Source organism: Cytobacillus sp. ABV4_503 (assembly GCF_056158445.1).
Window position 1 is genome coordinate 2379756 of record NZ_JBSWTH010000001.1, and the last position, 21136, is coordinate 2400891.

A 21136-nucleotide genomic window follows, 5' to 3' on the forward strand; every position below is an offset into this window, starting at 1 on the left:
ACTATTCACCCTTTATTAATGAAATAGCTTGCTTTAATACTTCCTCGCCATTGCATAAGCCATAAAGCATAGGGTTTATGGGAGCTACTGGAATCCTGCCGCCTGCCTCCTTCTTCAATTGTTCGGTCATAAACCGAATCTGCGGTCCAAGCAGCAGGACATCTGCCGAATCAATATGATTTCTAACCTCCCCGTTGCCAACAGCCCAAATTTTACAGTCGATTCCCTGGCTTTCAGCACTTGCCTGCATTTTTGTCACTAGAAGACTAGTAGACATTCCAGCCGAACAGCATAACAAAATATTCATGATTGACCCCCTTTTTCTGTAAGCGATTTCAAAATAATAGAATGATTGCTTATCCTAATAGTACCATCAATAAAACAGATTATTCAGTCAATTTAAACGAAAAACATTCCTTTTTTGAAGTCATTCACCCCCCTTCAATATTCTATGCCTGAAATCAATTGTAATGACAAATATATATTTTTTCAATACATTTTTAAAATTTGTTATTACAAATTATTTTATAATTGATATGACAATAAGTTTTATGGAATAATAGAAAGAAGAACAGAGTAGGAGGAACGGGTATGAAAGACGGTTTCACCGAGGATAGTGCCCTGCACTTGAAGGTTAAAGAAAGCATTCTTGAACTTATTCGAAATGGAGAATACAAACCGGATACAAAATTGCCGACAGAAGCGGAGTTTTGTGAAAAATATGGAGTCAGCCGGACGACCATTAGAACAGCACTCCAGCAGCTGAGCACAGAGGGCCATATATATCGCCAGCAAGGCAGAGGCACTTTTGTATCAAGCAATAAAGTTAAGCAGCGGCTGACTTCTACAGTCGAAAACTTTTCAAAGCAAATGGCAATGCAGGGGAAAAACCCGCTTATAAAAGTAATAAATCTGGAAGTCATCCCTGCCGATCCCTTCTTAGCAGATGTTTTTGAGCTGTCAGAAGGCGATCCCGTAAATGTTCTCGAGCGGATCAGATATGCGGATGACGAGCCGCTTCAATATGAAAAAGCCTTTCTGCCATGGAAAAAGACCCCCAGCTTGAACCGGCAGGCCTGTGAAAAATCCTTATACAATTTGCTGCAGACTCAATACAACTTAAAAATCCAAAAGACCGTCGAGCATTTAGAAATTTCATTCCCGGAAGATGAAATTAGCGACCTGTTAAAAATCAAACCTGAAACACCGTGTTTCGCTCTTGAAACCTTTGCCCATATTGAAGACGGAAGCCTGATCGAGTATTCGAAAACGATGTTCCGCGGGGACTATGCTCATTTTATTATTGAACGGAATTATGAATAAAAGGTAGGCGGAGGCTACTGTATATGCGGGAACTCTATTGTTGGCTGCAGAGGTGCAGCTGAATTGGGCAGCGTGATCTTTTTGGCTTTATTGTTGAATGCGTGCCTGATTGGGACACATTTCTTCTCTCATTTGGCCTTTGCTGTCCGAATGCGTGCCTGGTTCGGACACCTTCTTCTCCCTTTTGACCTTTCCTGTCCGAATGCGTGTCAAATTCGGACACCTTCAACTTCCATTTGACCTTTCCTGTCCGAATGCACGCCTAATTCGGACACCTTCTTCTCCCTTTTGACCTTTCCTGTCCGAATGCATGCCTAATTCGGACACCTTCTTCTCCCATTTGACCTTTCCTGTCCGAATGCATGCCTAATTCGGACACCTTCTTCTCCCCTTTGACCTTTCCTGTCCGAATGCATGCCTAATTCGGACACCTTCTTCTCCCCTTTGACCTTTCCTGTCCGAATGCATGCCTAATTCGGACACCTTCTTCTCCCTTTTGGCCTTTTCTGTCCGAATGTGTTCCTAATTCGGACACCTTCTTCTCCCTTTTGGCCTTTGCTGTCCGAATGCATGCCTAATTCGGACACCTTCTTCTCCCCTTTGACCTTTTCTGTCCGAATGCATGCCTAATTCGGACACCTTCTTCTCCCTTTTGACCTTTCCTGTCCGAATGCATGCCTAATTCGGACACCTTCTTCTCCCCTTTGACCTTTCCTGTCCGAATGCATGCCTAATTCGGACACCTTCCTCTCCCATTTGGCCTTTTCTGTCCGAATGTGTTCCTAATTCGGACACCTTCTTCTCCCTTTTGGCCTTTTCTGTCCGAATGCGTGCCTAATTCGGACACCTTCTTCTCCCTTTTGACCTTTCCTGTCCGAATGCGTGCCTAATTCGGACAGAGTGAACTGTGATTTGACCTTTCCTGTCCGAATGAGTGCCTAATTCGGACAGAGTGAACTGTGATTTGACCTTTCCTGTCCGAATGAGTGCCTAATTCGGACACCTTCTTCTCCCTTTTGGCCTTTGCTGTCCGAATGCGTGCCTAATTCGGACACTTTCATCTCCCATTTGGCCTTCGCTGTCCGATTCAGGGTTTAAAAAGGTTTTTATGTATCCTCATTTTAAAAATTGATAGAAATAAATAATGGATTAACCCTCATACCACTTTATTGCCTTCATCTCAATTTCCCTCACCAGTGCTTCCTTCCCCTTTATGTATGCCTCAATGTCCAAGGGGTGCTGTTTCGCTAACTCCATTTTTAAAGCTCCATATTTTTTTGCTTCTTCTGCGTTTAATCTTAAATAATCACGAAATGCAAGATGCCGGGTGATATGAGGATTCCCTTTTTCGTAGATATGGACATGATGGGTCCGCTGATTGCCACCCTTCTGAAAATACCGCCGGCCAGACAGTCCGTTTTCTCCGCGCGGTTCGTAATCCAGTGAAATCATTTCCGCATTGAAGCGATCAACCCTCTCAATATCATTAACTATAGGCATTATATCGATGACCGGCTTAGCTGCCAGACCTGGAATGGACGTGCTGCCTATATGGTGAATGTCCAGAATCTCTCTTTTAAAAATAGTCTTGAGGAGTGCTGCCTCGCTTTTAAATAAGGATGGACAATCGGGATTATATGGAGCAACTGCCACTTGCCTTGTCATGATTTCCTCCTAATCTGAAAACTTCTATTTTGGCCTCATCAAACAAGCCCATAAAAAATCTTCTCCAAATAGATTACTAGGCTGCTGAATCTTTTTCATTCTTCTAAACTCCATGAAAGTAAAATCCTTGTTAAATATCTTTTTCAAGCGTTCTTCAGTATACCCGATGCCTCCCTTTAAGCTGCCGCTGTGATATACCTCCCAGTCTGGAGTAGGAAGCGCGCCATCCGTATTAAAGCAAACAAGTCCGAATTTTCCGCCGGGCTTCAGTGCAGCTTTGATTATCTCCAAATATGTCAGCCTTCTATGCGGGGGGAGATGATGAAACATGCCGCTGTCATATATAAAATCATAGGTGTGAGGTTCAAATTGGAAATCAAAAAGAGATACGCATTTAAAGCTAATATCCGCTTGTGCTTCTTTTGCTCTTTCAGCAGCCCATTCCATCGCCTTTTCGGAAAAATCAATGGCATCCACTTGCGCTCCATTCTTCGCCAGAAAAATGGCATTCCTCCCTGGACCGCAGCCAATCTCTAGGGTTCTTCCCGGCCGCAAGCCATTTTGAACATACTCATCCAGGTTTTCATCTGGCCCCTTCGCTATGAAAAATGGAATCTCTTTGTCCCGGTCTTCATAAAAATTTTCCCAGAATGCTTTTGGTTCTCTTAACAATCCATCCAGCATTTCCAGTAAATCATCATATTGTAAAATAGCTTTCTCCACGGCAATACCCCCTTTCCTTTATTTTACTAAAACCCTCATAATCAAGGATTACATCTCCATTAAAAATAGATTATTTATGCAAAATCGACCTGCTAATCCTTCATTATTTTTCCAATTAGAGACCCTATAAGGGGGTCTTTTCAACTCAAATAGTCTAATAAATATTAAGTCTTTTAACATAAAAAAACGCTCGGATACGCCCACTATGAACCTTTGGCGATCTTCACACTTTTACCATTTCGTAATATTCGAAACATTTATGAAATATTTTCTTCTCAAAACTTGTCCTTCATTTAGTGTAGCCCACATATAATGACTGACAAGAAGGTATAGGAGGTACATGATGTTTATTTTTCTTGATAAGGCGATTCTTGGGATGGCGATTCTGCGGCTAATATCTGGCAGCATTGAAATTTTTGTTGCCCTACTAATTATAAAAATGAATGATATCGAAAAGGCACTGGTTGTGAATAGTTCACTTGCCCTGATTGGACCGCCTGTGCTTCTCTTGACGACAGTGATTGGATTGACTGGAATGGCAGATAAAGTTTCACTAAGCAAGATCTTATGGGTACTTTGCGGAGTTGGCTGCATTCTTTATGGGGTAAAAGGCAACTAATCCAATAAGAAAAAGAGCTGTACAGACAGCTCTACTTCTGATGCTTCAGCAATTCGGAAACCGTAGTCATATGGTAACCCTGCTCTTTCAATGAAGAAATAATTGTCTTAACAGACTTCAAAGACTCTTCCCGGCTTTCATACATGACATGAAGAAGAATAATGGAGCCTGGTTCTATATTCTCAGCAACATGCTCCGTGATTTTATTGGCATCCCCTTCTATTTCCGGATGACTTTCAGGCTCAATATTCCATAAGATCGTCTGACGCTCCTGTTTAGATAAGTAGTAAGGCAGAAAAAATAGTTTTTTTCCATATGGAGGACGAAAATGAATTTCTCCCTCATAGCCTGTCTGCCTGATCAAATCATCTGTTTTCTCAATTTCATCTTTAATAAAAGAGGGAGATTTTAGAACCATTCGTGTATGAGAATAGGAATGATTGCCAATTTCATGCCCTTCTCCGGCAATCCTTTTAGCGTCGTCCATATTTTGCTCAATCTCTTGCCCTGTCAGGTAGAAAGTGGCCTTAATTTCTTCTTCCCTCAGAATGTCCAATATTTCCTCCGTGTTGACTCCTGGTCCATCATCAAATGTTAATGCTGCCACTTTTTCCTCTGTTTCTGCTTTGTTTACAAGGCCGCCGAAAAACTGAAAGCTCCTTGACTTGGAAATTTCAAACAGCAAAAAGCAAAGTCCTAAAATCAAAATGATCAATAAGCTGATTTTTAGCAGTTTTTTCATAATTCCTCCTGACAGCTACAGTATCAGGGTAATTATAATTTCTATATAATAAAAAAACCAGCCCCCGATTGGAAACTGGTTTGTTAATATAAGTATGGAGCCGCTTTTGCCGTAACTGTTATAAGAAAGTTTTAAACCACCACTCCTCAAAGTGGGTGTCCGCAGAAACATTCCTGCCTGTCCTCCTTGTCATATAGACAGAGGCTTGTCATTCCTGTTCCGATGTTAAACTCCCTATATCAGCTTAAAGGTTAAAACTTTAGTATGATTACGTACAATGCAGCTTGTTTTATTATAATAAAATAATTATGTGATGATTTCAATAGAAATGTTTTCCTGCTCTTTATAACCCCTAAATGGCGTCCCATGCTACATTTTTTCCCACTGCCTTATACAAAAATGATGGAATTTTTTACAATCCAAACCTTTGGAAAATATCGTATAATGCGGGTTAAACAACTTAACAATATAGGAAGACTGTTTAGGTTGTGTATAAGGGGGATTAACAATTGGGAAGAAAATTCGAAAGAAATCTATTGCGTTTGTTATTTATATTTGGAATTATGTCTTTCTTTAATTTGATTAGAAAGCCCCCAATGAAGGAATGGCTTATCATATTCTTTTTAAAAAGCTATATTGCCACCTTTTTAGATAATCTGCTAGTGCGTAAAGGCTATCTCAAATACCCGGTAAATCTGTTTAAAACCTTTGATGTCAGCGTGCTTTTCAGCTATATAATATTCCCGGTAACGTGTGTTTATTTTAATCAGCTGACAAGGAATAATGGTATTAAGGGTATTTTGTTAAAGTCCCTGATTTTCAGTGCTCCATCAGCAGGCGCTGAACACTTTCTTGAAAAATATACACAGCTGATCCGATATAAAAAATCATGGAATTCATATTATAGTTTTGTAACTATAATGGGAACATTTTTAGTGACACGCGGTATTATGGGATTAATTCGTAAATCTTCGGAGAACCAGCAAACATCAGCTCCAAAATCATAATCGGAAACTGGTGTTTTTTTCTACAATGACTTCTTATCTTCCCCAGTGCCGGGTGGTGCAGCCTTCCTGGCTAGAACACCTCCATCATAAAACTTGCCGTACTGTTTTAAGATATCTTTCACCTCCGCAACGGAAGGGATTGTCTCTTTTGCAGAGTATGTAAGATAGTAGTTTTTAGTGTTTTTCCGATGAATGATCCATGTGAAAAATTTCATTGCAAAGCCATGTGTATTATGATTTCTGAATTTCGGCATCTGCTTTCCATCCCATATGGTCATGGTCTGCCCGTTTCCCTTCCATTCCTTCAGCTCTCCATTAAGCTCAGCATAGATTAGACCGGGTGCTTTTTTCATCTGATTCATTACCAATAAGGTCAGCACCTGATTAATAAACAACTGAATGAGATTTAATCCTTCCCCTCTTGTCAGAGAAATATATGCCTGTTCAGGCAGCATTTCCGGCTTATCGCCAAAAATCAGCGTATTTGATCCGTCCAATTCCTTTTTTGGTGTCCATTTTTTTTGCTTCATAGCCTTCCCTCCTGGTTTGGTAAAAAATGCCCAGATATATAAGTATTCTCCAAAAGGAAGAATATTCCTTCAAAAAAAACGGAGGCTCAGGAGGCCTCCAAATGGAATTATCGATAAGTCAGATCGGTTATTTCAAGAAACTGAACAGTGGCTTGATCCCTGTCAATCCGGGCTTTAAGTTCCAATTGATCCAGCTGGTAGGTTAATTCTTCACACTGGGCTGATTCGTAACATGTCACCGTTTTTGACTTGTTAGCATCACCGTACATTTTTACTACTTCGGCCTTAGTAAAGGGAAGAGCAGGAAACATACGCGGGCTTAAATATTCTGGATATACAGCAAGACTGCCTATTGTACCATCCTTCATATTTAAGGTTACCCTTAGCCCGGCTCCATCACCCTGATAGTAAAGGCTTTTAATATTGAGCTGGGTTTCAGTCTTTTTTGGCTTGCCCATCCTGGATACTATCTCTTCATAGGCATCTCCTGGCTTTAAGCCAAAAATATGAAGATCTTCTTTGGAAAGTATGAAGGCATCTTTAATTCCTGCCTTTTTAACAGCCTCCAGCTGCTTCACAGCATTCTTTTTGTCTTTAAAAGCACCTGCCTGCACACGGTAATAGGTTTTGCCATCAATAACTGTCGTGCCAATTGCCGCTGGGATTTCTTTTTTCTTTAATAGTGCTGCCCGCTTTTCCGCATTCCCTTTTTTGCTGAAAGATCCGGCAATAATCTTATGGTATCCAGCTTCCTCCCCGGATAGAATGAGACGCTGCCCCGGATAGATTATCGTGCCAGCTAAATGATTCAGCTCCTTAAGCTGCTCCACACTCATATGATGCTTCTTAGCCAAGGAATAAAGTGTATCCCCTTTTTTCACCACAGCTATTTCTTTATCTCCGCCGTGGTCCGCCAAAACGGCTCCCCCTGAAAAAATAACTGCCAGAGATATGACTCCTGCAGCAATTGCCTGTTTGATATTCTTCATTAATTTCACCTCACTATATATGACGAAAGGAAATAATGGATGTCGCAGAGGGACGGGCCTATTTTGAAAATTGGGCATAAGAGGTGTTATAGATTTACTGCATTTTTTCGGCGCTATTTATTCGGATTAAGTGCCATTTTTCATGTTGTCACTTTTGGTCGGAATTCTTTCGGAGACTACTGCTATTTTTCTTAAGGCACCTCTCTTTTCGGCTTTGTTCATCCGGATTAACTACCATTTTTCTTAAGGCACCTCTCTTTTCGGCTTTATTCACTCAGATTAACTACCATTTTCCCCAAGGCACCTCTCTTTTCGGCTTTATTCACTCAGATTAACTACCATTTTCCCCGAGGCACCTCTCTTTTCGTCTTTATTCCTCCGGATTAACTACCATTTTTCTTGAGGCAGCTCTCTTTTCGGCTTTATTCCTCCGGATTAACTACCATTTTTCTTGAGGCAGCTCTCTTTTCGTCTTTATTCATCCGGATTAACTACCATATTCATTGAATCATATTCAATTTGGTCGTTAATCGCAATTTCCTCTCAATACACAGAAAAGAGATGGCCTTAAGCCATCTCTCTCCCTTTTATGCTGGTGCATCTATTTCATCTTCAGCAATGTGTTTTTCGTTATATTCCACGTCTTTGCGTGCATTGTAGCGGTCTGCTTTTTCGAGGGTAACCGTGATGTTGTAGTCAGGGATACCAGCGAATTTTTCGTAGCGGCCCCTTGGCAACAGGAAGTTTCCTTCCGGGAAGTGGACTTCGACGTTGCCGCGGGCGATGTCGACGAATTTGGCTCTTCCCTGGAATACTCCGAATCCATTGTATAGGACGATCCCTTCACCCTCTGCAATGCTTAAATCCTTTCCATCTTCTGCGTTCATTAGTACATCATATCGTCCGGCACCATTCAGCGGATCCACCTCTTTATAGACCATGGAATTAAACTGCTTCCCGCGGCGTGACGTTACAATGAATTGGCCTTCTTTCTTACCAAGGTCGGGAATATCCACGGTAATAAGTGTGCCTTTTCCATCCGGAGTCGGGCAGATGCCGTCCTCACATAACCATGCCCCGCCCCACTGGAAGACATCCCCAGCTTTTTTCAGATGCTGGATGCCATCATAACTAGGGTTAGCCACTGCAATTTCATCACGGATTTCCTGTGCATTTTTGAATTCAACAAGATGTGCAGTTTCAGGCTTTACGCGTTTGGCAAGATCAATGTAGATTTTCCATTCCTCTCGTGCCTCTTCAATTTTATTCTTATTCCCTTCAATTTCCGGGCTGAAGTATACCATCCGTTCTGTTGAAGTGGAAGTACCGCCGCCCTCCTGCTCATATCTTGTTTTAGCCGGAAGCACGATGACCGCTTCTTTCGCATCAACCAGTGTAGATGTATTCAAAATAATATCCTGGTGAACACGAATATCCAGTTCGGACAGTGCTTTTTCGATAAAATCAGGGTCTGGCATTGTCTCAAGGAAGTTACCGCCTGAAAGATAGTAAAGCTTGATTTTCCGTTCATGGTCTTCAGGGAGCAGAATATTCTCCAGTGTCACCCCGACAATATCACCCTGCCATTTCTCAAGCTCGAAGCCCCATAGGTTTTGAATGCGGGAGAAATTGTCACCGTAAAAGTCACCGCCAGGCAATACGAATGGATCTGCACCCATTTCACCGCTTCCCTGTACAGATGAATGGCCGCGGAATGGCATAAGCCCATTATGTTTTCGGCCCAGATGACCGCGAAGCAGCGCAAGATTCGCAACCTGTGAAATGTTATCAGTGGCAAAAGAATGCATGGTCAGGCCAAGAGCCCAGGCATAGACGGCATTTTTGCTGTTCGCAAGCAGTTCCGCAAGCTCAATGATACGCTCTTTGCTTACACCAGAGGATTTAATAATCTCTTCCCATGACTGCTCTTTCACTTTCTTTTTCAAGTCTTCGTAGCCATTTACATGCTCGTTCACAAACTTATGATTGATGGCAGAACCGCGCTCCGCTTTCTCCATTTCAAACCAGTGTTTCATGATGCCATGCATAAAGGCAATATCTCCGCCGATATTTACCTGATAAAAATCATCTGCGATTTTTGTGCCGAACAAAGCAGATTCAGGATTTGACGGAATCCAGTATTTGTCCATCGCCGGCTCTTTATATGGATTGACGACGATAATTTTCGTGCCGTTCTTCTTCGCTTCAAGCATGTATTTGGATGATACTGGCGAGCTGTTTGATGCCACACTGCCCCAGAATAACAGGACATCTGTCCCGATCCAATCAAGGTAGTTGGCCGTGGAAGCCCCTACTCCGATGGAACGCTTTAACGCAGTTTTTGAAGGCGAATGGCAGATTCGGCTCGCATTGTCAATGTGGTTTGTGCCCAGGAAGCGGGCAACTTTTCCGGCCACATAATAGGATTCATTCGTAATTCCGCGGCTGGTCAGGTAAAACGCATACTGTTTAGGATCTAGAACCTTCATTTTTTCAGCAATCATGTTCATGGCATCATCCCAAGTGATCCGGGAGAATTTGCGCTCTCCCTTTCTGCGGATCATCGGATAAGGAATGCGGCCCAATTTACGAAGCTCGGTGCTGTCGTACTTGCGCAGCTCATCGATATCAGCATGCAGAATTTCCGGTTTAATTGCGCCGGCCGTATTCAAACGAAGGACATTTAATCTTGTAGTACATACATGCGGCCCCTTAAGTGTCTGGTCATAAAGGCCGGAAACGCCAAGGGCACATCCGTCACATACACCTTTCGTTAAAATATTCGTGGCATACCCGATATTATCTTTGTTTTCCCACAGGATTTTTGCTGTATCCCTCATATGCTTCGGCTTTATTTTGCCGAGCCCAAATGGAATGGGGCTCACCCAATGCTTCGGATCCGGCATTGCCTTTTTATTCTGAGGTCCTGGATGCTTTGTTTTTCCCACCTGAAACACTCCCTTGATTTTTTCTATTTAATAGAGATCCTGAATCTCTTAATTTCCAATGTTTAAATAGCGTTTATTATTGTATATGGCCAAATGGAATAAATTTGACCTTTTTGCATAAAAAACCACCGCAAAAAGCCTCTACTACTAGATGCTGATTTCTGCGGCGGTTAGTCTTTAGCAGGATCGCTGCCAAGTGCCATACCATAAGAAAAGCGGAAGCGCCTTGCTGAGATGAACTTCAACTAAAAACCGCCACGTCCTGTGGCGAACGTTGAAGCCCGCACATCCTGTGCAAGTCCGACAGGCATAAGACGAATCACGCAGGAAACCTCCCAAACAAGCTTTGGTCGGGCGATGTATCGCCGACGAAGCGTTCCTTGTCCTGATTTCTGGAGTGATTTGGCTTATGACCCGAGGGGCTAGGCGCTGGAGCTAGACACTATCTATCTTGAATGCTGTTTTTATTTAATTTAACTTGCCATACGCTTATTTGCTTCATTTTGCTTGCGCAATTTTTTAATATCGAACCGGATCAGGATGGACACTATAAGCGCCACCACAAAAAGTCCAGCAAAGCTTGTTAGACTTGAAGCATAGCTTCCTGTTGAATCCTTCATCCAGGCTGCAAACATTGGACCTGCAAGTCCTGCGGCAGCCCAAGCTGTAAGAATGTATCCGTGAATGGCGCCAAGCTGCTTTGTTCCAAATACATCACCGATAAATGCCGGGATGGAAGAGAAGCCTCCGCCATACATAGTGTACACAATGGCGAGCATGATCTGGAATAAAATGGCTTCTTTTGTTATCGGCAGGAATAGGAACAGAGCAATCTGTGATACGAAGAAAATCGTATACGTATTCGGGCGGCCAATGTAATCAGAAATGGATGCCCATGCCAGACGGCCAAGTCCATTAAAGATACCAAGCACACCGACGAGCGTAGCCGCTTCAGCTGTTGTCAGGCCAATGCTTTCCTGTGCCAGTGGCTTTGCAGCGGACAAAATCGCAATTCCGCAGGTTACATTAATGAACAGCATGATCCATAAATAATAGAATCTGGAAGTCTTTACTGCTTCATTCGCCGTTAACTGTGCCAAATCCTGTTTGATTTTGATTTTTCCGGCTCGGCTTTTTCTTTCATGCCTTCAGGTGCCCAATCTGCAGGCGGTTTTTCTAAATATAATGATGATAATGTCATGATGATTAAGTAAGCTGCACCTAAAATGAAGAACGTGTTTGCTGTCCCAACAGATTTAATCAGTCCATCCATGACCGGGCTCGCTACTGCTGCAGCGAAGCCAAATCCCATGATGGCGAGGCCGGTTGCGAATCCACGGCGGTCCGGGAACCATTTTACCAGTGTGGAGACCGGAGCAATATAGCCGACTCCCAGACCAATTCCCCCAAGAACACCGTAGGTTATGTACAAAAATGGCAATGACCCCATATTTACTGCCACACCGGCTCCAAGCATGCCGGCTCCAAAGAATCCTGCTGCCAGAAGACCAGCCTTTTTCGGTCCATGCTTTTCAACAAAATGGCCAAGGAATGCGGCTGACAGCCCTAAGAATAGGATCGCCAAACTGAAGGTCAGCTGTACCTCCTTTGATGTCCAGCCAAACTGCTCAATCAATGGATTGGTAAAGTTGCTCCAGGCGTAAACCGAACCGATTGAGATATGAATCCCAACGGCCGAGGCGGCAATCAGCCACCGATTTTTTGTCTTTTTCACTCTTTTTCCCCCTCATAATGCTCGTATCCTGCTTTTTAAAGCGGTTACAGGATTGTTTCTTGAAATAAAAAAACCGCCAATCTCTCCCGCATTCCCGAATTTGGGCATGCCGAAGCAGGATTGACGGTTAGTATCAAGCAGGAATCGCTGCTTAAAGGACCAACTGTTAATCTTCATAGAATCTGATGACATTTTAACCGACGACAGGTTCGCTATCTCAAATCAAAATGTGACAGATTTTTGAACTATAAAAAATCATATCACTTTGAAATAACATGTTCAAGCCCTTTTTAGCAATTTTTCACTATGGCGGTGTTGGTTTATATACAAAAAGAACTCCGGAAATGATCCCCGAAGTTCTTTCTATTTATTTCCCTTTTTTCACTTCATGCAGCAAATCCGGATGGTTTGTGAACATACCGGTTACTCCCCAGTTTATCAGCTGCTTCATTCTTTCCTTGTCATTGACCGTATACGGGTGCAGTTCAAGGCCGCTGTTCACAACCTTTTGCACATATTCCTCATTCAAATACGTATGATTAGGACCGATGCCCATCGCGTATTGCTTGATTTCCTTAATCTCTGCATCAGTAATTTCTGCGTTCGCTTTATATGAAATTAATTGTACGAGTTTAATTGAGGAGTCCAATTCATTCATCACTTTAAGGCTTTGAGGACTGAAGGACTGTACCAGCAATTTATTTTTATTAATCTTGTACTTATCAACCAGTCGAAGCAGTTCTTTTTCCATGCCAGGGTAAACATCCGGTGATTTTGTTTCAATGTAGTAGCTGTTGTTTTTTCCAAACTTCTTGAAAACCTCTTCAAGTGTCGGCACCTTTAAGTCTTTGTATTCCGCTTTTGCTGCATATGGGTACTTCTCGTTAAACCAGCTGCCTGCATCAAGCTGCTTAATTTCATTTAAAGTGTAATCCTTTACGGACCCTGTTCCATCTGTCGTCCGGTCAAGCGTCACGTCATGCATCGCAATGAGATGTCCATCCTTTGTCATCTGCAAATCAATTTCGATATAATCCCCATGCATTTTCTCGCCCATATCATATGAAGCGATTGTATGTTCAGGTGCATAAGCTGACGCACCGCGATGCGATACATTCACAATGTCCTTATGCATATCCTTTGCCAATGCTGCACCTCCTCCAAAAACATTCAGCCCAATGACAGCCGCACCAATTACCGAAATCATTTTCTTTTTCAATGTCTTCGTCCCCTATCTATAATGGTTTACACATTAAGAATAGTGACGAAATATTAACCCTGTTATAAGTCTATGTAAAGTCTGGAAGAATAATAGTTTACAGGAATATTAATACAAGCATTTCGAAATAGGCCTCATTCACTAGAAAGTCTTTAATGTAGAAACTTGTAATCTTTTTATAAGTTTTGTCGAATCTGTTTATTTGCAGTTTAATTTGTCGATAATAGAATATAGTATTTCATCCCCTGATTAGGAGCCGAATCAATGACCACAACTTCGACTACTATAAAAAAACTTCATCATGACATCGATGTCCTGCGCAAAAAGATGATTTCTGTTGGAAAAAGAAAGGGATTGTCACACCCAGAAACGCTCATGTACTCAGAGGAGCTCGATAAGCTCATTTATAGGGTGCAGCGCAGCAAATTCATCCTTTAGAATTTCCCCGATTATTACCTCAAAAGTAATAAATATTCCATAAAACGCACACTCTTTTAAATAGGGGTGTGTTTGTTTTATGATTGAGCGCTTCCTCAGGAATAACTGGGAGAAACTACATTCGCACACTTAAGCATTTTTATTGAGAAAAACTAAAAATATAGCCATAATGAGAGGATAACAACTACAAGGAATTGGAGATCTTATGAAGAAAAAATTCATGATTTTATTAGGAATCCTGCTTCTTGTTCTGACAGCCTGCGGTAAAGATCAGGCACAGGAAGCGATCACCTTAAAGGACCAAACCAGCAATGAAGTTACCTTCCCGCAGGACAAGCCAAGTGTTTTCTTCTTTATCACGACATACACCTGAGGACTCTGTCAGCAGCAACTGGTCGAGTTGCATCAGAATATGGATAAATTAGAAGGCATGGACGCCAACATGTACATCGTCAGCAACGATCAGCCTGAGCAGCAGCTTGAGCTGTATAATGCGCTTGAAGAAAAAATGGGGCACAGCCTCCCATTTGTGTCAGATCCTGAAATGAAGCTCATTGAAAAGGCTGATATGAAAAATGGTGACGCAGCCTATAGAGGCTACGCTTTAATGGATACAAAAGGCAATATTGTGTTCAACAAGGTCAATGACCATTGGGGAGAAGAAATAGATAAAACCGCAGAAGATATTAAGAAAGAATATGAGGAGCTTTCCAACTAAAGACGAAAAAAACACGCTTGAGAGCGTGTTCATGAATCCCTGTCTCTATTTGTGAACTGGAGCATGGCGATAACAAACATACCGAAACTAATCATCAAAGACAACACTTCAAAGGTACCCATTTATACATCGCCTCCTTATCTTCAGCCTTCCCGGAACCAAACTTGTCCTATACTCAGGATAAGTGCCCATTTGAAAATCCGTCCAAAAGGCCTAAAAAGAGCCAGCCACATTGCAAAATTGCATGTGACTGGCTCTTTTTTGTGAAAATCCGCTATTTTCTTAAGCTTTCCTCAAAAATTGCCCCACTCTTATGCGCGTTTTATTCAGACTTATTTGTGCAAAGCTTGAATTTATATATGCTTTCCAAATTTACTTGCGGATAAGCGATTTTTACTTGCGGAAAGCCAAATTTATTTGCGGATAAGCGATTTTTACTTGCGGATAGAAAAATTTATGTGCGCTTAGCACTTATCCCGAACTTTCTTTTCCAAATGCCAGCGGAACCTGGGCATGTTTCCTTCTTAATGAATCAGCACTTAAATATAATTCAACAATCAATAACATTAGAATGATCCAAATGCCTGTATTTAAGATAACTGCCTGCACCGGGCTTTCTATGAAAAAGGTAAACGTAAAGAACATCGCAAAAGTGAAAATTCGGCTCCACTGTGTCACATCGTATGTGAAGATGCCTTCCTTCAAGCCGTATATTCGAATGCGCCATACCAGCCTTACTATTTCAATAGTCTCCACCACAATGAAAACCAGGAAAACGGCAAGCCAAAACCAGGCAGCCGCCTGATGGGCTACAACGCCGGATTTATACATGGCGAGCCCGCTGATGGACAGGGCACCGTGAAAAATGCAATTGGTATTATTCCAATCCTTCGCAATGTTCCAGCCGCGAACGGCATAACGTTTAAGAATAAACCACGCACTGATGGAGTAAAAAAGCAGACCGGAAATAATAAGAGCGGCATTCAGAACGCCAGGTACATCTGCGAAGACAGTATTGAATAGCAGCACAAGAGATTGTGTGCTGACCGTCGTCAGCAGCAAAACTCCATGTGCCTGCTGTCCAAAGGATGTATCCTTGAGCTCCTTGAAGCCTATTAAACTAATCCCAATATAAATAATCCATAATCCCGCATTGAGAATGGCCAGCGCCTGGGCTTCTGCACCTGCACCAAAATGCTTGAAGAACATGATTCCGCAAATCGACGTTCCTGCCACCCAGGTTCCAATGCCAAATCGGTTAATGGGATTAGTGTAATGCAGCTTCTTAAACTCTCCTCTATAAATGGTCATTCCGATCGATACCAGAATGGCCATCCATAAGGCTAAATCTGCTATACTTAAAATCTTGCCGAGGCTCCCCAAAAAGAAGGACAAACCGAAGAAATTCAGCAAAACTCCCTGTGTTACAATGCCAAGCGCCATCACAGCCGCCATCGCAGCCGTATGGATATTAACTTTTTTGCGAATGATAACCAAAACAGCCCCGATAAACAGAAGGCCAAGCAAAATGAAATAAAACACTATAATCACCGTTAAAATGAATTTATTATAATTATAACATCCTATGCAAGTGACCCTGTCGGTGGGGATAAAAAAACAGCGCATTTCCATGCACTGTCAGCCCCCGCTCAACTATTTAAATCAAAACGCTGTTCCAGTTTTGATTACCTTCTGCCTGTATCGAATCCCCCTCATATGGGAGTTCTATCTCAATCTTCGTGCCTTCCCCAACTTTACTTTCGACTATTAAGCGGCCATTATGGTTTTCAATAATTTTATAGCAAATCATCAGTCCCAGCCCGGTTCCTTTTTCCTTTGTCGTATAGAAAGGTTCCCCCAGACTTGATATCCTTTCTTCTGAAATGCCAACACCCTGATCGATGAATTGAATGGAAATAGTGTTGCCGTTTTTTTTAAAAACTTTAATATTTAACTGGCCTCCGCCTGGCATAGCTTCAATGGCATTTTTAATAATGTTAAGGAATACTTGTTTCAATTGGTTCTTTTCACAATGAATCATGGGGTCATGAAGTTTATTTTCTACTGTAATTTCCACATTATTTAAAATGGATTGGGTGCTGCTCAGAAGAATCACTTCGTTGATTAATTTAGTAAGGTCCTGCTTTTCGAAAATGTCTGCAGTCGGCTTTGCAAGCACTAAAAATTCACCGACGATTCCATTTATGCGGTCCAGTTCCGATAGTACAATGTCAAAGTATTCGTCTTTTTGGCTATTTGACTTGAAGAGCTGAACAAACCCTTTGATCGAGGTAAGAGGATTGCGGATTTCATGTGCGATTCCGGCTGCCATTTGGCCCAGAAGTGCCAGCTTTTCCGATTTTTGCAGAAGCTTTTCCTGTTCCTCTTTTTTATCGGAAATATCAGTTCCGATAGAGAGTATGGCCTCTTTTCCTTCATATTCAACATATAGTGATGAAACTTCAAAATACCTCCTGGCTCCATCCAAACGTTTTACCTGATATTCTATATTGTTTAAAAGCTGCTTCTCTGACTTAATGTACTGATATCGCTCCTGCAATCGGCCCTTATAGTCCATTTCGATAAAGTCAAGAAGCGACCTGCCAATTAATGCATCTTTATCTGATGCCGACAATACGCTGACAGCAGAGGAGTTTGCATACAAAATTTCAAAATCCTTATGTATGAGCACGGAAACCGGAAGTGATTCCAGAAGCAATTTGTAGCTCCTCTCGCTGGCCCGCGCTTTTTCTGCATAGTACCTGCTTTTGTCAAACTGCCAGCCAACAAACCAGGCAATACATGTAAATAGAAAAAAATCAAAAGTAAAAAACGTTTCATGCGAGAAAATGGATTGATAAGAGGTAAATAGAACCGAAATAAGCACAAGTGAAATTTGACCTGTCCGTTTACTCATATAGTCCTCTTTTTGTGTTTTTTTCTATATTTTAGCATCAAATGTGAGGTTACCGATAACATTTTCAAAAAAAATTTAAATAAGTGAACAAGTCTATTATCTATTAAATTCCATAAAAAAACCCGCCTGGGGCTGCTGATAATCCCCGAGCAGGTTAAAATAAGCCTATTTCTTCTTAGGAGCAAGCTCTACTGCCTGACGCATGGCTTCCATTAAGCTTTTCTCGTCAGCTATGCCTTTTCCGGCAATATCGAAAGCTGTACCGTGATCAACACTTGTACGAATGATGGGAAGGCCGACTGTGATATTAACCCCGGCATCCAGACCCAAAACCTTAACAGGCCCATGCCCCTGATCATGGTACATAGCAACTACAATATCAAAGTCGCCCCGCACAGCTCTGAAAAATAATGTGTCAGCCGGCAGCGGCCCTATAGCATCAATACCCTCTGCCTGTGCTTTCTCTACTCCCGGAACAACTTTTTCTTCCTCTTCGCCATACCCGAATAATCCATTTTCGCCTGCATGAGGATTGATTCCGCAAACAGCAATTTTAGGTGATTCAATGCCGGCTTTTTTCAATGTGTCATGGGCCAGCTTCAGCACGTGGTACACTCTTTCAGGATTGATCATTTTAACTGCATCAATAATCCCGACATGTGTTGTCACATGGATAACCCTTAAGTTTGGTGCGGATAACATCATGGAATAATCTTTCGTATTGGTCAAATCCGCTAAAATCTCTGTATGGCCTGGATACATATGGCCGCCCTTTTGTAATGCTTCCTTGTTTAAAGGTGCAGTACAAATCGCATCAATCCGATTTTCTTTTGCCAATTCGATCGCTTTGGCTAAATATTGAAATGCTGCGTTTCCAGCCTCCGGAGATACCTGTCCAATCGGAAGGTCTTCCGGCAAAAGGTCCAAATCAAGGCAATGTACTACCCCATGCTTATATGGGATCTCGTGTAATTCCTCTGCGCTTACCGCTTCAATAACAAGCCCGCTGTTAACAAAAGGTTTGGCCCGCTCTAAAATTTTTCTATCACCAATGACAAGCGGGTTGCTTATTTCATACATTTCAGCCTCTGCAAGGCTTTTTAAAATAATTTCCGGCCCTACGCCCGCTGCATCCCCCATTGTAATGCCTACTACTGGTTTAGTTTGACTCATTGCACTCAACCTTTCCTGTCATATAATGTATTGCGTTTACCAGGGATTGCTCATTGCCGAATCCCCCTGCTTTTGTTACAGCCCAATAGCTTTTTTCCCTGCTGCAGCCGGCCAAAAGGGAGACCTGGTTCTATTTCTGTATGGAGCTCCATTTCCTGGATCCCGAATTCTGAACAAGCAGCTTTTGCTATGTCCCCGCCTGTTAAAATCAAGCCGTCGAGTTCCGGGAACTCATTTACAAGTCTGTTTGCAATTTGCCCCAGTCCCTTGGCAATCCGTTCCCCAATCTGCTTTCCTGATAATCCTATTGCTTCTCCCGCTATACGGGCTGCATCCCGGTTCTGATTGCAAGAATCCACATAGACAACAAAATGGTTTTTATCCTGATTTTGTTCAATTTCTTTAATGACTTCTTCAAAATCTATTGAATGATTAACCAATTGGATTGGATTGATTTCAGCAAAATAAGATTGATCAAGTTCTCTAATCCGGGAAAGCTGATTTTTTGTAACCTGTGACAGACTCCCTGAAACGGTGAGAGTTTTCCTGATGTTATTCTCCTCATGACCTTTTTCTCGATGAGATATAAGCTTTAGTGCATCGGGTAAATATTCAACCAGGGCACCAGAGCCGGTCCAAATAATTTTTTTCTGAAGGCTTGTGAAAATCTCGGCAATTACCTGCAGATCCTCTTCCCTTTCACTGTCGCAAATAATCCAGGTTTTCCCCGCCGCAACAGCACCTTCAATGAATTGTAGAATATCTGCTTTATCTCCTCGGATCAATTCCAGATCCATCAATGCAATATCCTTTCCCGCATCCTTATTTAACAAGTGAGGCAGAAAGCTTTCCGTTACAGGGGTCTTTGGATCCCTTCCAAACTCTGTTTCTGTAATCAGTTCACCATTTACATAATGATGTCCAGATACCGTTGTACGATTCATTTTCGGAAATGCCGGGGCAATAACAACGATTTCCGGCTGATATACCTTTTCAAGCGCTGCCAGTTCAGCTGATATATTTCCTCTTAAAGTTGAATCCACTTTTTTATAGACATGAGCATAGCCTTTATCAAAAAGAAGAGAAGCAGCTTTTTCGACTGCTTCATATGCTTCCTCTTGTGTTTTTGCACGGCTGTCAGTATCAACAATTAAGACATCAGGGTCAGATTGAATGCTTTTCCCGGTAAGATCCATCATAACAGTGGCAGTCAGCCCTTTTTTCGCCAGCTGCACTCCTGAATCATTAGCACCAGTCAAATCATCCGCGATAATGCCAAATTTTTCAAACACAAGAACCACTTCCTTAGCCATTAACTTTCTTCAGGTTTCCTTCATTAAACTCATAACCTTTTCTCTCTAGACGCTTCACCAAAAACGCTATATAGAGCGGAAGCAGGATTGCGGTTGTCACAGTAGATGCCGCAACCTGAACTGTCGCCAATTCAGCATACTGCGCAAACCCTGCACTTGCCGCTGCAATGGCAGCTGGTGTTGCTACAGCATTTCCTGCAGTGGAGCCTTCAGCAGCACCTACAATTGGATTCCACTTAAACGCTTTAAACACTAGATATCCTGCTGTACCCGTTACGAATACTGTTAACAGGCCAAGTATAATACCTGATAGACCGCCTTCTACAATGGCACCGAAGTCAATTCCCATTCCAAGGGCGAAAGCGAAAAATGGAATGAGCATGGAGCTTCCATTATCAAGGAATACACGCATTTCTTCATCCAGGTTACCCAATACCATACCTACCAGAATTGGAAGCAGCACGGCAATGAAGGATTGCAATGAGAACATGCCATCAACAAAGCCCATAGCACCAAAAATGGATAGGGCCACCATTGTTAAAAACGGACCGTCATTTAGAGCCAGCAATGAATATGCTGCACGGTCTTCCTTGCTTCCATACTGGCCGACAAGTGCGACGAATAGGCCGCCATTACTGTTCGTCATAGCTGCAATAATCGCAATTGGAGCCAAACCCAGCCAAAGGCCATTTTCACCTGCAAACATGTAAGCGATTAACCCGAATGCCGCACCGACTACCCACTTCGTAGCTAAAAGGGTTGCCCCTTTTCCTATTGAAACACCAAATGATTTTACGTTAATTTGAGCACCTGTACATAGCAGAAATAAAGCGATTAAAGCTGATGCACCGTCAACAAACAATGCTTGAGTAAAATTTCCGATACGGAGCAAATCAGGTGCAAAAGTATTAAGTATTGCTGCAATTAGCAACGGAACTACCATCATCCCGCCTGGAATTCGTTCAAGAGTTGCTTTGATCTTCATAATTTTAACATCCCCTTTATATATGTTTCAATTTTAAACATCACTGAAAACGATTACAGTTTTATATTAAACGCTTTCAATGCAAAATTCAA

20 protein-coding genes, 1 other RNA gene and 1 pseudogene are annotated in these 21136 nt (G+C 42.1%); 6 read left to right on the forward strand and 16 right to left on the reverse strand.

Going from position 1 to position 21136, the window contains the following annotated elements; translation table 11 throughout:
- Position 1: 1 nt before the first annotated feature.
- On the reverse strand, positions 2 to 307 hold the full coding sequence (locus tag ACXAD1_RS11960) for a PTS sugar transporter subunit IIB (protein ID WP_474910112.1): 306 nt from the start codon (positions 305 to 307) through the stop codon (positions 2 to 4).
- A 284-nt stretch (positions 308 to 591) separates the two neighbouring features.
- Here ACXAD1_RS11960 and ACXAD1_RS11965 point away from each other — a divergent pair, with 284 nt between their 5' ends.
- Positions 592 to 1323, forward strand: a complete 732-nt coding sequence (locus tag ACXAD1_RS11965) for a GntR family transcriptional regulator (RefSeq protein WP_474910113.1) — start codon at positions 592 to 594, stop codon at positions 1321 to 1323.
- Positions 1324 to 2472: 1149 nt separating this feature from the next.
- Here ACXAD1_RS11965 and ACXAD1_RS11970 read toward each other — a convergent pair.
- On the reverse strand, positions 2473 to 2988 hold the full coding sequence (locus tag ACXAD1_RS11970; RefSeq protein ID WP_474910114.1) for a GrpB family protein: 516 nt from the start codon (positions 2986 to 2988) through the stop codon (positions 2473 to 2475).
- A gap of 24 nt (positions 2989 to 3012) precedes the next feature.
- On the reverse strand, positions 3013 to 3711 hold the full coding sequence (locus tag ACXAD1_RS11975; RefSeq protein WP_474910115.1) for a class I SAM-dependent methyltransferase: 699 nt from the start codon (positions 3709 to 3711) through the stop codon (positions 3013 to 3015).
- Positions 3712 to 4054: 343 nt separating this feature from the next.
- On the opposite strand from ACXAD1_RS11975, the gene ACXAD1_RS11980 reads away from it, so the two are divergent.
- Entirely contained in the window at positions 4055 to 4330 is a 276-nt protein-coding gene (locus ACXAD1_RS11980) for a YqhV family protein (protein WP_009334318.1), read from the forward strand.
- A gap of 31 nt (positions 4331 to 4361) precedes the next feature.
- Here the strand turns inward: ACXAD1_RS11980 and ACXAD1_RS11985 are convergent, their stop codons facing one another.
- Complete coding sequence (locus ACXAD1_RS11985) at positions 4362 to 5072, reverse strand: polysaccharide deacetylase family protein (protein ID WP_206839448.1); 711 nt, start codon at positions 5070 to 5072, stop codon at positions 4362 to 4364.
- Positions 5073 to 5165: 93 nt separating this feature from the next.
- Positions 5166 to 5361: non-coding RNA, 6S RNA (ssrS, locus tag ACXAD1_RS11990), on the reverse strand.
- Between the two features lie 220 nt (positions 5362 to 5581).
- On the opposite strand from ssrS, the gene ACXAD1_RS11995 reads away from it, so the two are divergent.
- On the forward strand, positions 5582 to 6079 hold the full coding sequence (locus ACXAD1_RS11995; RefSeq protein ID WP_474910116.1) for a CBO0543 family protein: 498 nt from the start codon (positions 5582 to 5584) through the stop codon (positions 6077 to 6079).
- 20 nt (positions 6080 to 6099) lie between these two features.
- Here the strand turns inward: ACXAD1_RS11995 and ACXAD1_RS12000 are convergent, their stop codons facing one another.
- The 5 genes and pseudogenes from ACXAD1_RS12000 to ACXAD1_RS12020 all read right to left on the reverse strand — a co-directional run bounded on the left by ACXAD1_RS12000 (position 6100) and on the right by ACXAD1_RS12020 (position 13500).
- Positions 6100 to 6609 (reverse strand): hypothetical protein, encoded by a 510-nt coding sequence (locus tag ACXAD1_RS12000; protein WP_474910117.1) that lies wholly within the window; start codon positions 6607 to 6609, stop codon positions 6100 to 6102.
- A 107-nt stretch (positions 6610 to 6716) separates the two neighbouring features.
- Positions 6717 to 7598, reverse strand: coding sequence for a LysM peptidoglycan-binding domain-containing protein (locus ACXAD1_RS12005; RefSeq protein ID WP_474910118.1), 882 nt, complete (start codon positions 7596 to 7598; stop codon positions 6717 to 6719).
- A 587-nt stretch (positions 7599 to 8185) separates the two neighbouring features.
- Positions 8186 to 10546 (reverse strand): FdhF/YdeP family oxidoreductase, encoded by a 2361-nt coding sequence (locus ACXAD1_RS12010; protein WP_370222169.1) that lies wholly within the window; start codon positions 10544 to 10546, stop codon positions 8186 to 8188.
- Between the two features lie 473 nt (positions 10547 to 11019).
- Positions 11020 to 12281 (reverse strand): annotated as a pseudogene (locus ACXAD1_RS12015) (L-lactate MFS transporter).
- Positions 12282 to 12648: 367 nt separating this feature from the next.
- Positions 12649 to 13500, reverse strand: a complete 852-nt coding sequence (locus ACXAD1_RS12020; protein ID WP_474910119.1) for a glycerophosphodiester phosphodiesterase — start codon at positions 13498 to 13500, stop codon at positions 12649 to 12651.
- A gap of 264 nt (positions 13501 to 13764) precedes the next feature.
- On the opposite strand from ACXAD1_RS12020, the gene ACXAD1_RS12025 reads away from it, so the two are divergent.
- The 3 genes from ACXAD1_RS12025 (at position 13765) to ACXAD1_RS12035 (ending at position 14656) form a co-directional block, all read left to right on the forward strand.
- Positions 13765 to 13938, forward strand: coding sequence for an aspartyl-phosphate phosphatase Spo0E family protein (locus ACXAD1_RS12025; protein WP_370222166.1), 174 nt, complete (start codon positions 13765 to 13767; stop codon positions 13936 to 13938).
- A gap of 205 nt (positions 13939 to 14143) precedes the next feature.
- On the forward strand, positions 14144 to 14311 hold the full coding sequence (locus ACXAD1_RS12030; RefSeq protein ID WP_206839438.1) for a hypothetical protein: 168 nt from the start codon (positions 14144 to 14146) through the stop codon (positions 14309 to 14311).
- A gap of 18 nt (positions 14312 to 14329) precedes the next feature.
- Positions 14330 to 14656 (forward strand): hypothetical protein, encoded by a 327-nt coding sequence (locus tag ACXAD1_RS12035; protein ID WP_370222170.1) that lies wholly within the window; start codon positions 14330 to 14332, stop codon positions 14654 to 14656.
- A 29-nt stretch (positions 14657 to 14685) separates the two neighbouring features.
- Here ACXAD1_RS12035 and ACXAD1_RS12040 read toward each other — a convergent pair whose 3' ends face one another.
- From ACXAD1_RS12040 to ACXAD1_RS12065, 6 genes are all read right to left on the reverse strand, one after another.
- Complete coding sequence (locus ACXAD1_RS12040; protein WP_019381338.1) at positions 14686 to 14778, reverse strand: putative holin-like toxin; 93 nt, start codon at positions 14776 to 14778, stop codon at positions 14686 to 14688.
- Between the two features lie 349 nt (positions 14779 to 15127).
- The gene (locus tag ACXAD1_RS12045; RefSeq protein ID WP_474910120.1) at positions 15128 to 16198 is read right to left on the reverse strand and encodes a TDT family transporter; all 1071 of its coding nucleotides are present in this window, start codon (positions 16196 to 16198) and stop codon (positions 15128 to 15130) included.
- A gap of 115 nt (positions 16199 to 16313) precedes the next feature.
- Positions 16314 to 17573, reverse strand: coding sequence for an ATP-binding protein (locus tag ACXAD1_RS12050; protein ID WP_474910121.1), 1260 nt, complete (start codon positions 17571 to 17573; stop codon positions 16314 to 16316).
- A gap of 165 nt (positions 17574 to 17738) precedes the next feature.
- Entirely contained in the window at positions 17739 to 18746 is a 1008-nt protein-coding gene (pdxA, locus tag ACXAD1_RS12055) for a 4-hydroxythreonine-4-phosphate dehydrogenase PdxA (protein WP_474910122.1), read from the reverse strand.
- A 50-nt stretch (positions 18747 to 18796) separates the two neighbouring features.
- Positions 18797 to 20059, reverse strand: a complete 1263-nt coding sequence (locus ACXAD1_RS12060; protein WP_474910123.1) for a four-carbon acid sugar kinase family protein — start codon at positions 20057 to 20059, stop codon at positions 18797 to 18799.
- The gene (locus ACXAD1_RS12065) at positions 20052 to 21044 is read right to left on the reverse strand and encodes a 2-keto-3-deoxygluconate permease (protein ID WP_206839431.1); all 993 of its coding nucleotides are present in this window, start codon (positions 21042 to 21044) and stop codon (positions 20052 to 20054) included. The genes ACXAD1_RS12060 and ACXAD1_RS12065 overlap by 8 nt, the downstream gene beginning before the upstream one ends.
- Between the last annotated feature and the right edge of the window lie 92 nt (positions 21045 to 21136).

Excerpts from the sequence above, each read along its gene's own strand:
- ACXAD1_RS11960 (WP_474910112.1), bottom strand. The coding sequence starts at position 307 with ATGAATATTTTGTTATGCTGTTCGGCTGGAATGTCTACTAGTCTTCTA.
- ACXAD1_RS12030 (WP_206839438.1), top strand. The coding sequence starts at position 14,144 with ATGAAGAAAAAATTCATGATTTTATTAGGAATCCTGCTTCTTGTTCTG.
- ACXAD1_RS12005 (WP_474910118.1), bottom strand. The coding sequence starts at position 7,598 with ATGAAGAATATCAAACAGGCAATTGCTGCAGGAGTCATATCTCTGGCA.
- ACXAD1_RS11980 (WP_009334318.1), top strand. The coding sequence starts at position 4,055 with ATGTTTATTTTTCTTGATAAGGCGATTCTTGGGATGGCGATTCTGCGG.
- ACXAD1_RS11985 (WP_206839448.1), bottom strand. The coding sequence starts at position 5,072 with ATGAAAAAACTGCTAAAAATCAGCTTATTGATCATTTTGATTTTAGGA.
- ACXAD1_RS12000 (WP_474910117.1), bottom strand. The coding sequence starts at position 6,609 with ATGAAGCAAAAAAAATGGACACCAAAAAAGGAATTGGACGGATCAAAT.
- pdxA (WP_474910122.1), bottom strand. The coding sequence starts at position 18,746 with ATGAGTCAAACTAAACCAGTAGTAGGCATTACAATGGGGGATGCAGCG.
- ACXAD1_RS12025 (WP_370222166.1), top strand. The coding sequence starts at position 13,765 with ATGACCACAACTTCGACTACTATAAAAAAACTTCATCATGACATCGAT.
- ACXAD1_RS12065 (WP_206839431.1), bottom strand. The coding sequence starts at position 21,044 with ATGAAGATCAAAGCAACTCTTGAACGAATTCCAGGCGGGATGATGGTA.
- ACXAD1_RS11965 (WP_474910113.1), top strand. The coding sequence starts at position 592 with ATGAAAGACGGTTTCACCGAGGATAGTGCCCTGCACTTGAAGGTTAAA.
- ACXAD1_RS12050 (WP_474910121.1), bottom strand. The coding sequence starts at position 17,573 with ATGAGTAAACGGACAGGTCAAATTTCACTTGTGCTTATTTCGGTTCTA.
- ACXAD1_RS12060 (WP_474910123.1), bottom strand. The coding sequence starts at position 20,059 with ATGGCTAAGGAAGTGGTTCTTGTGTTTGAAAAATTTGGCATTATCGCG.
- ACXAD1_RS11970 (WP_474910114.1), bottom strand. The coding sequence starts at position 2,988 with ATGACAAGGCAAGTGGCAGTTGCTCCATATAATCCCGATTGTCCATCC.
- ACXAD1_RS12040 (WP_019381338.1), bottom strand. The coding sequence starts at position 14,778 with ATGGGTACCTTTGAAGTGTTGTCTTTGATGATTAGTTTCGGTATGTTT.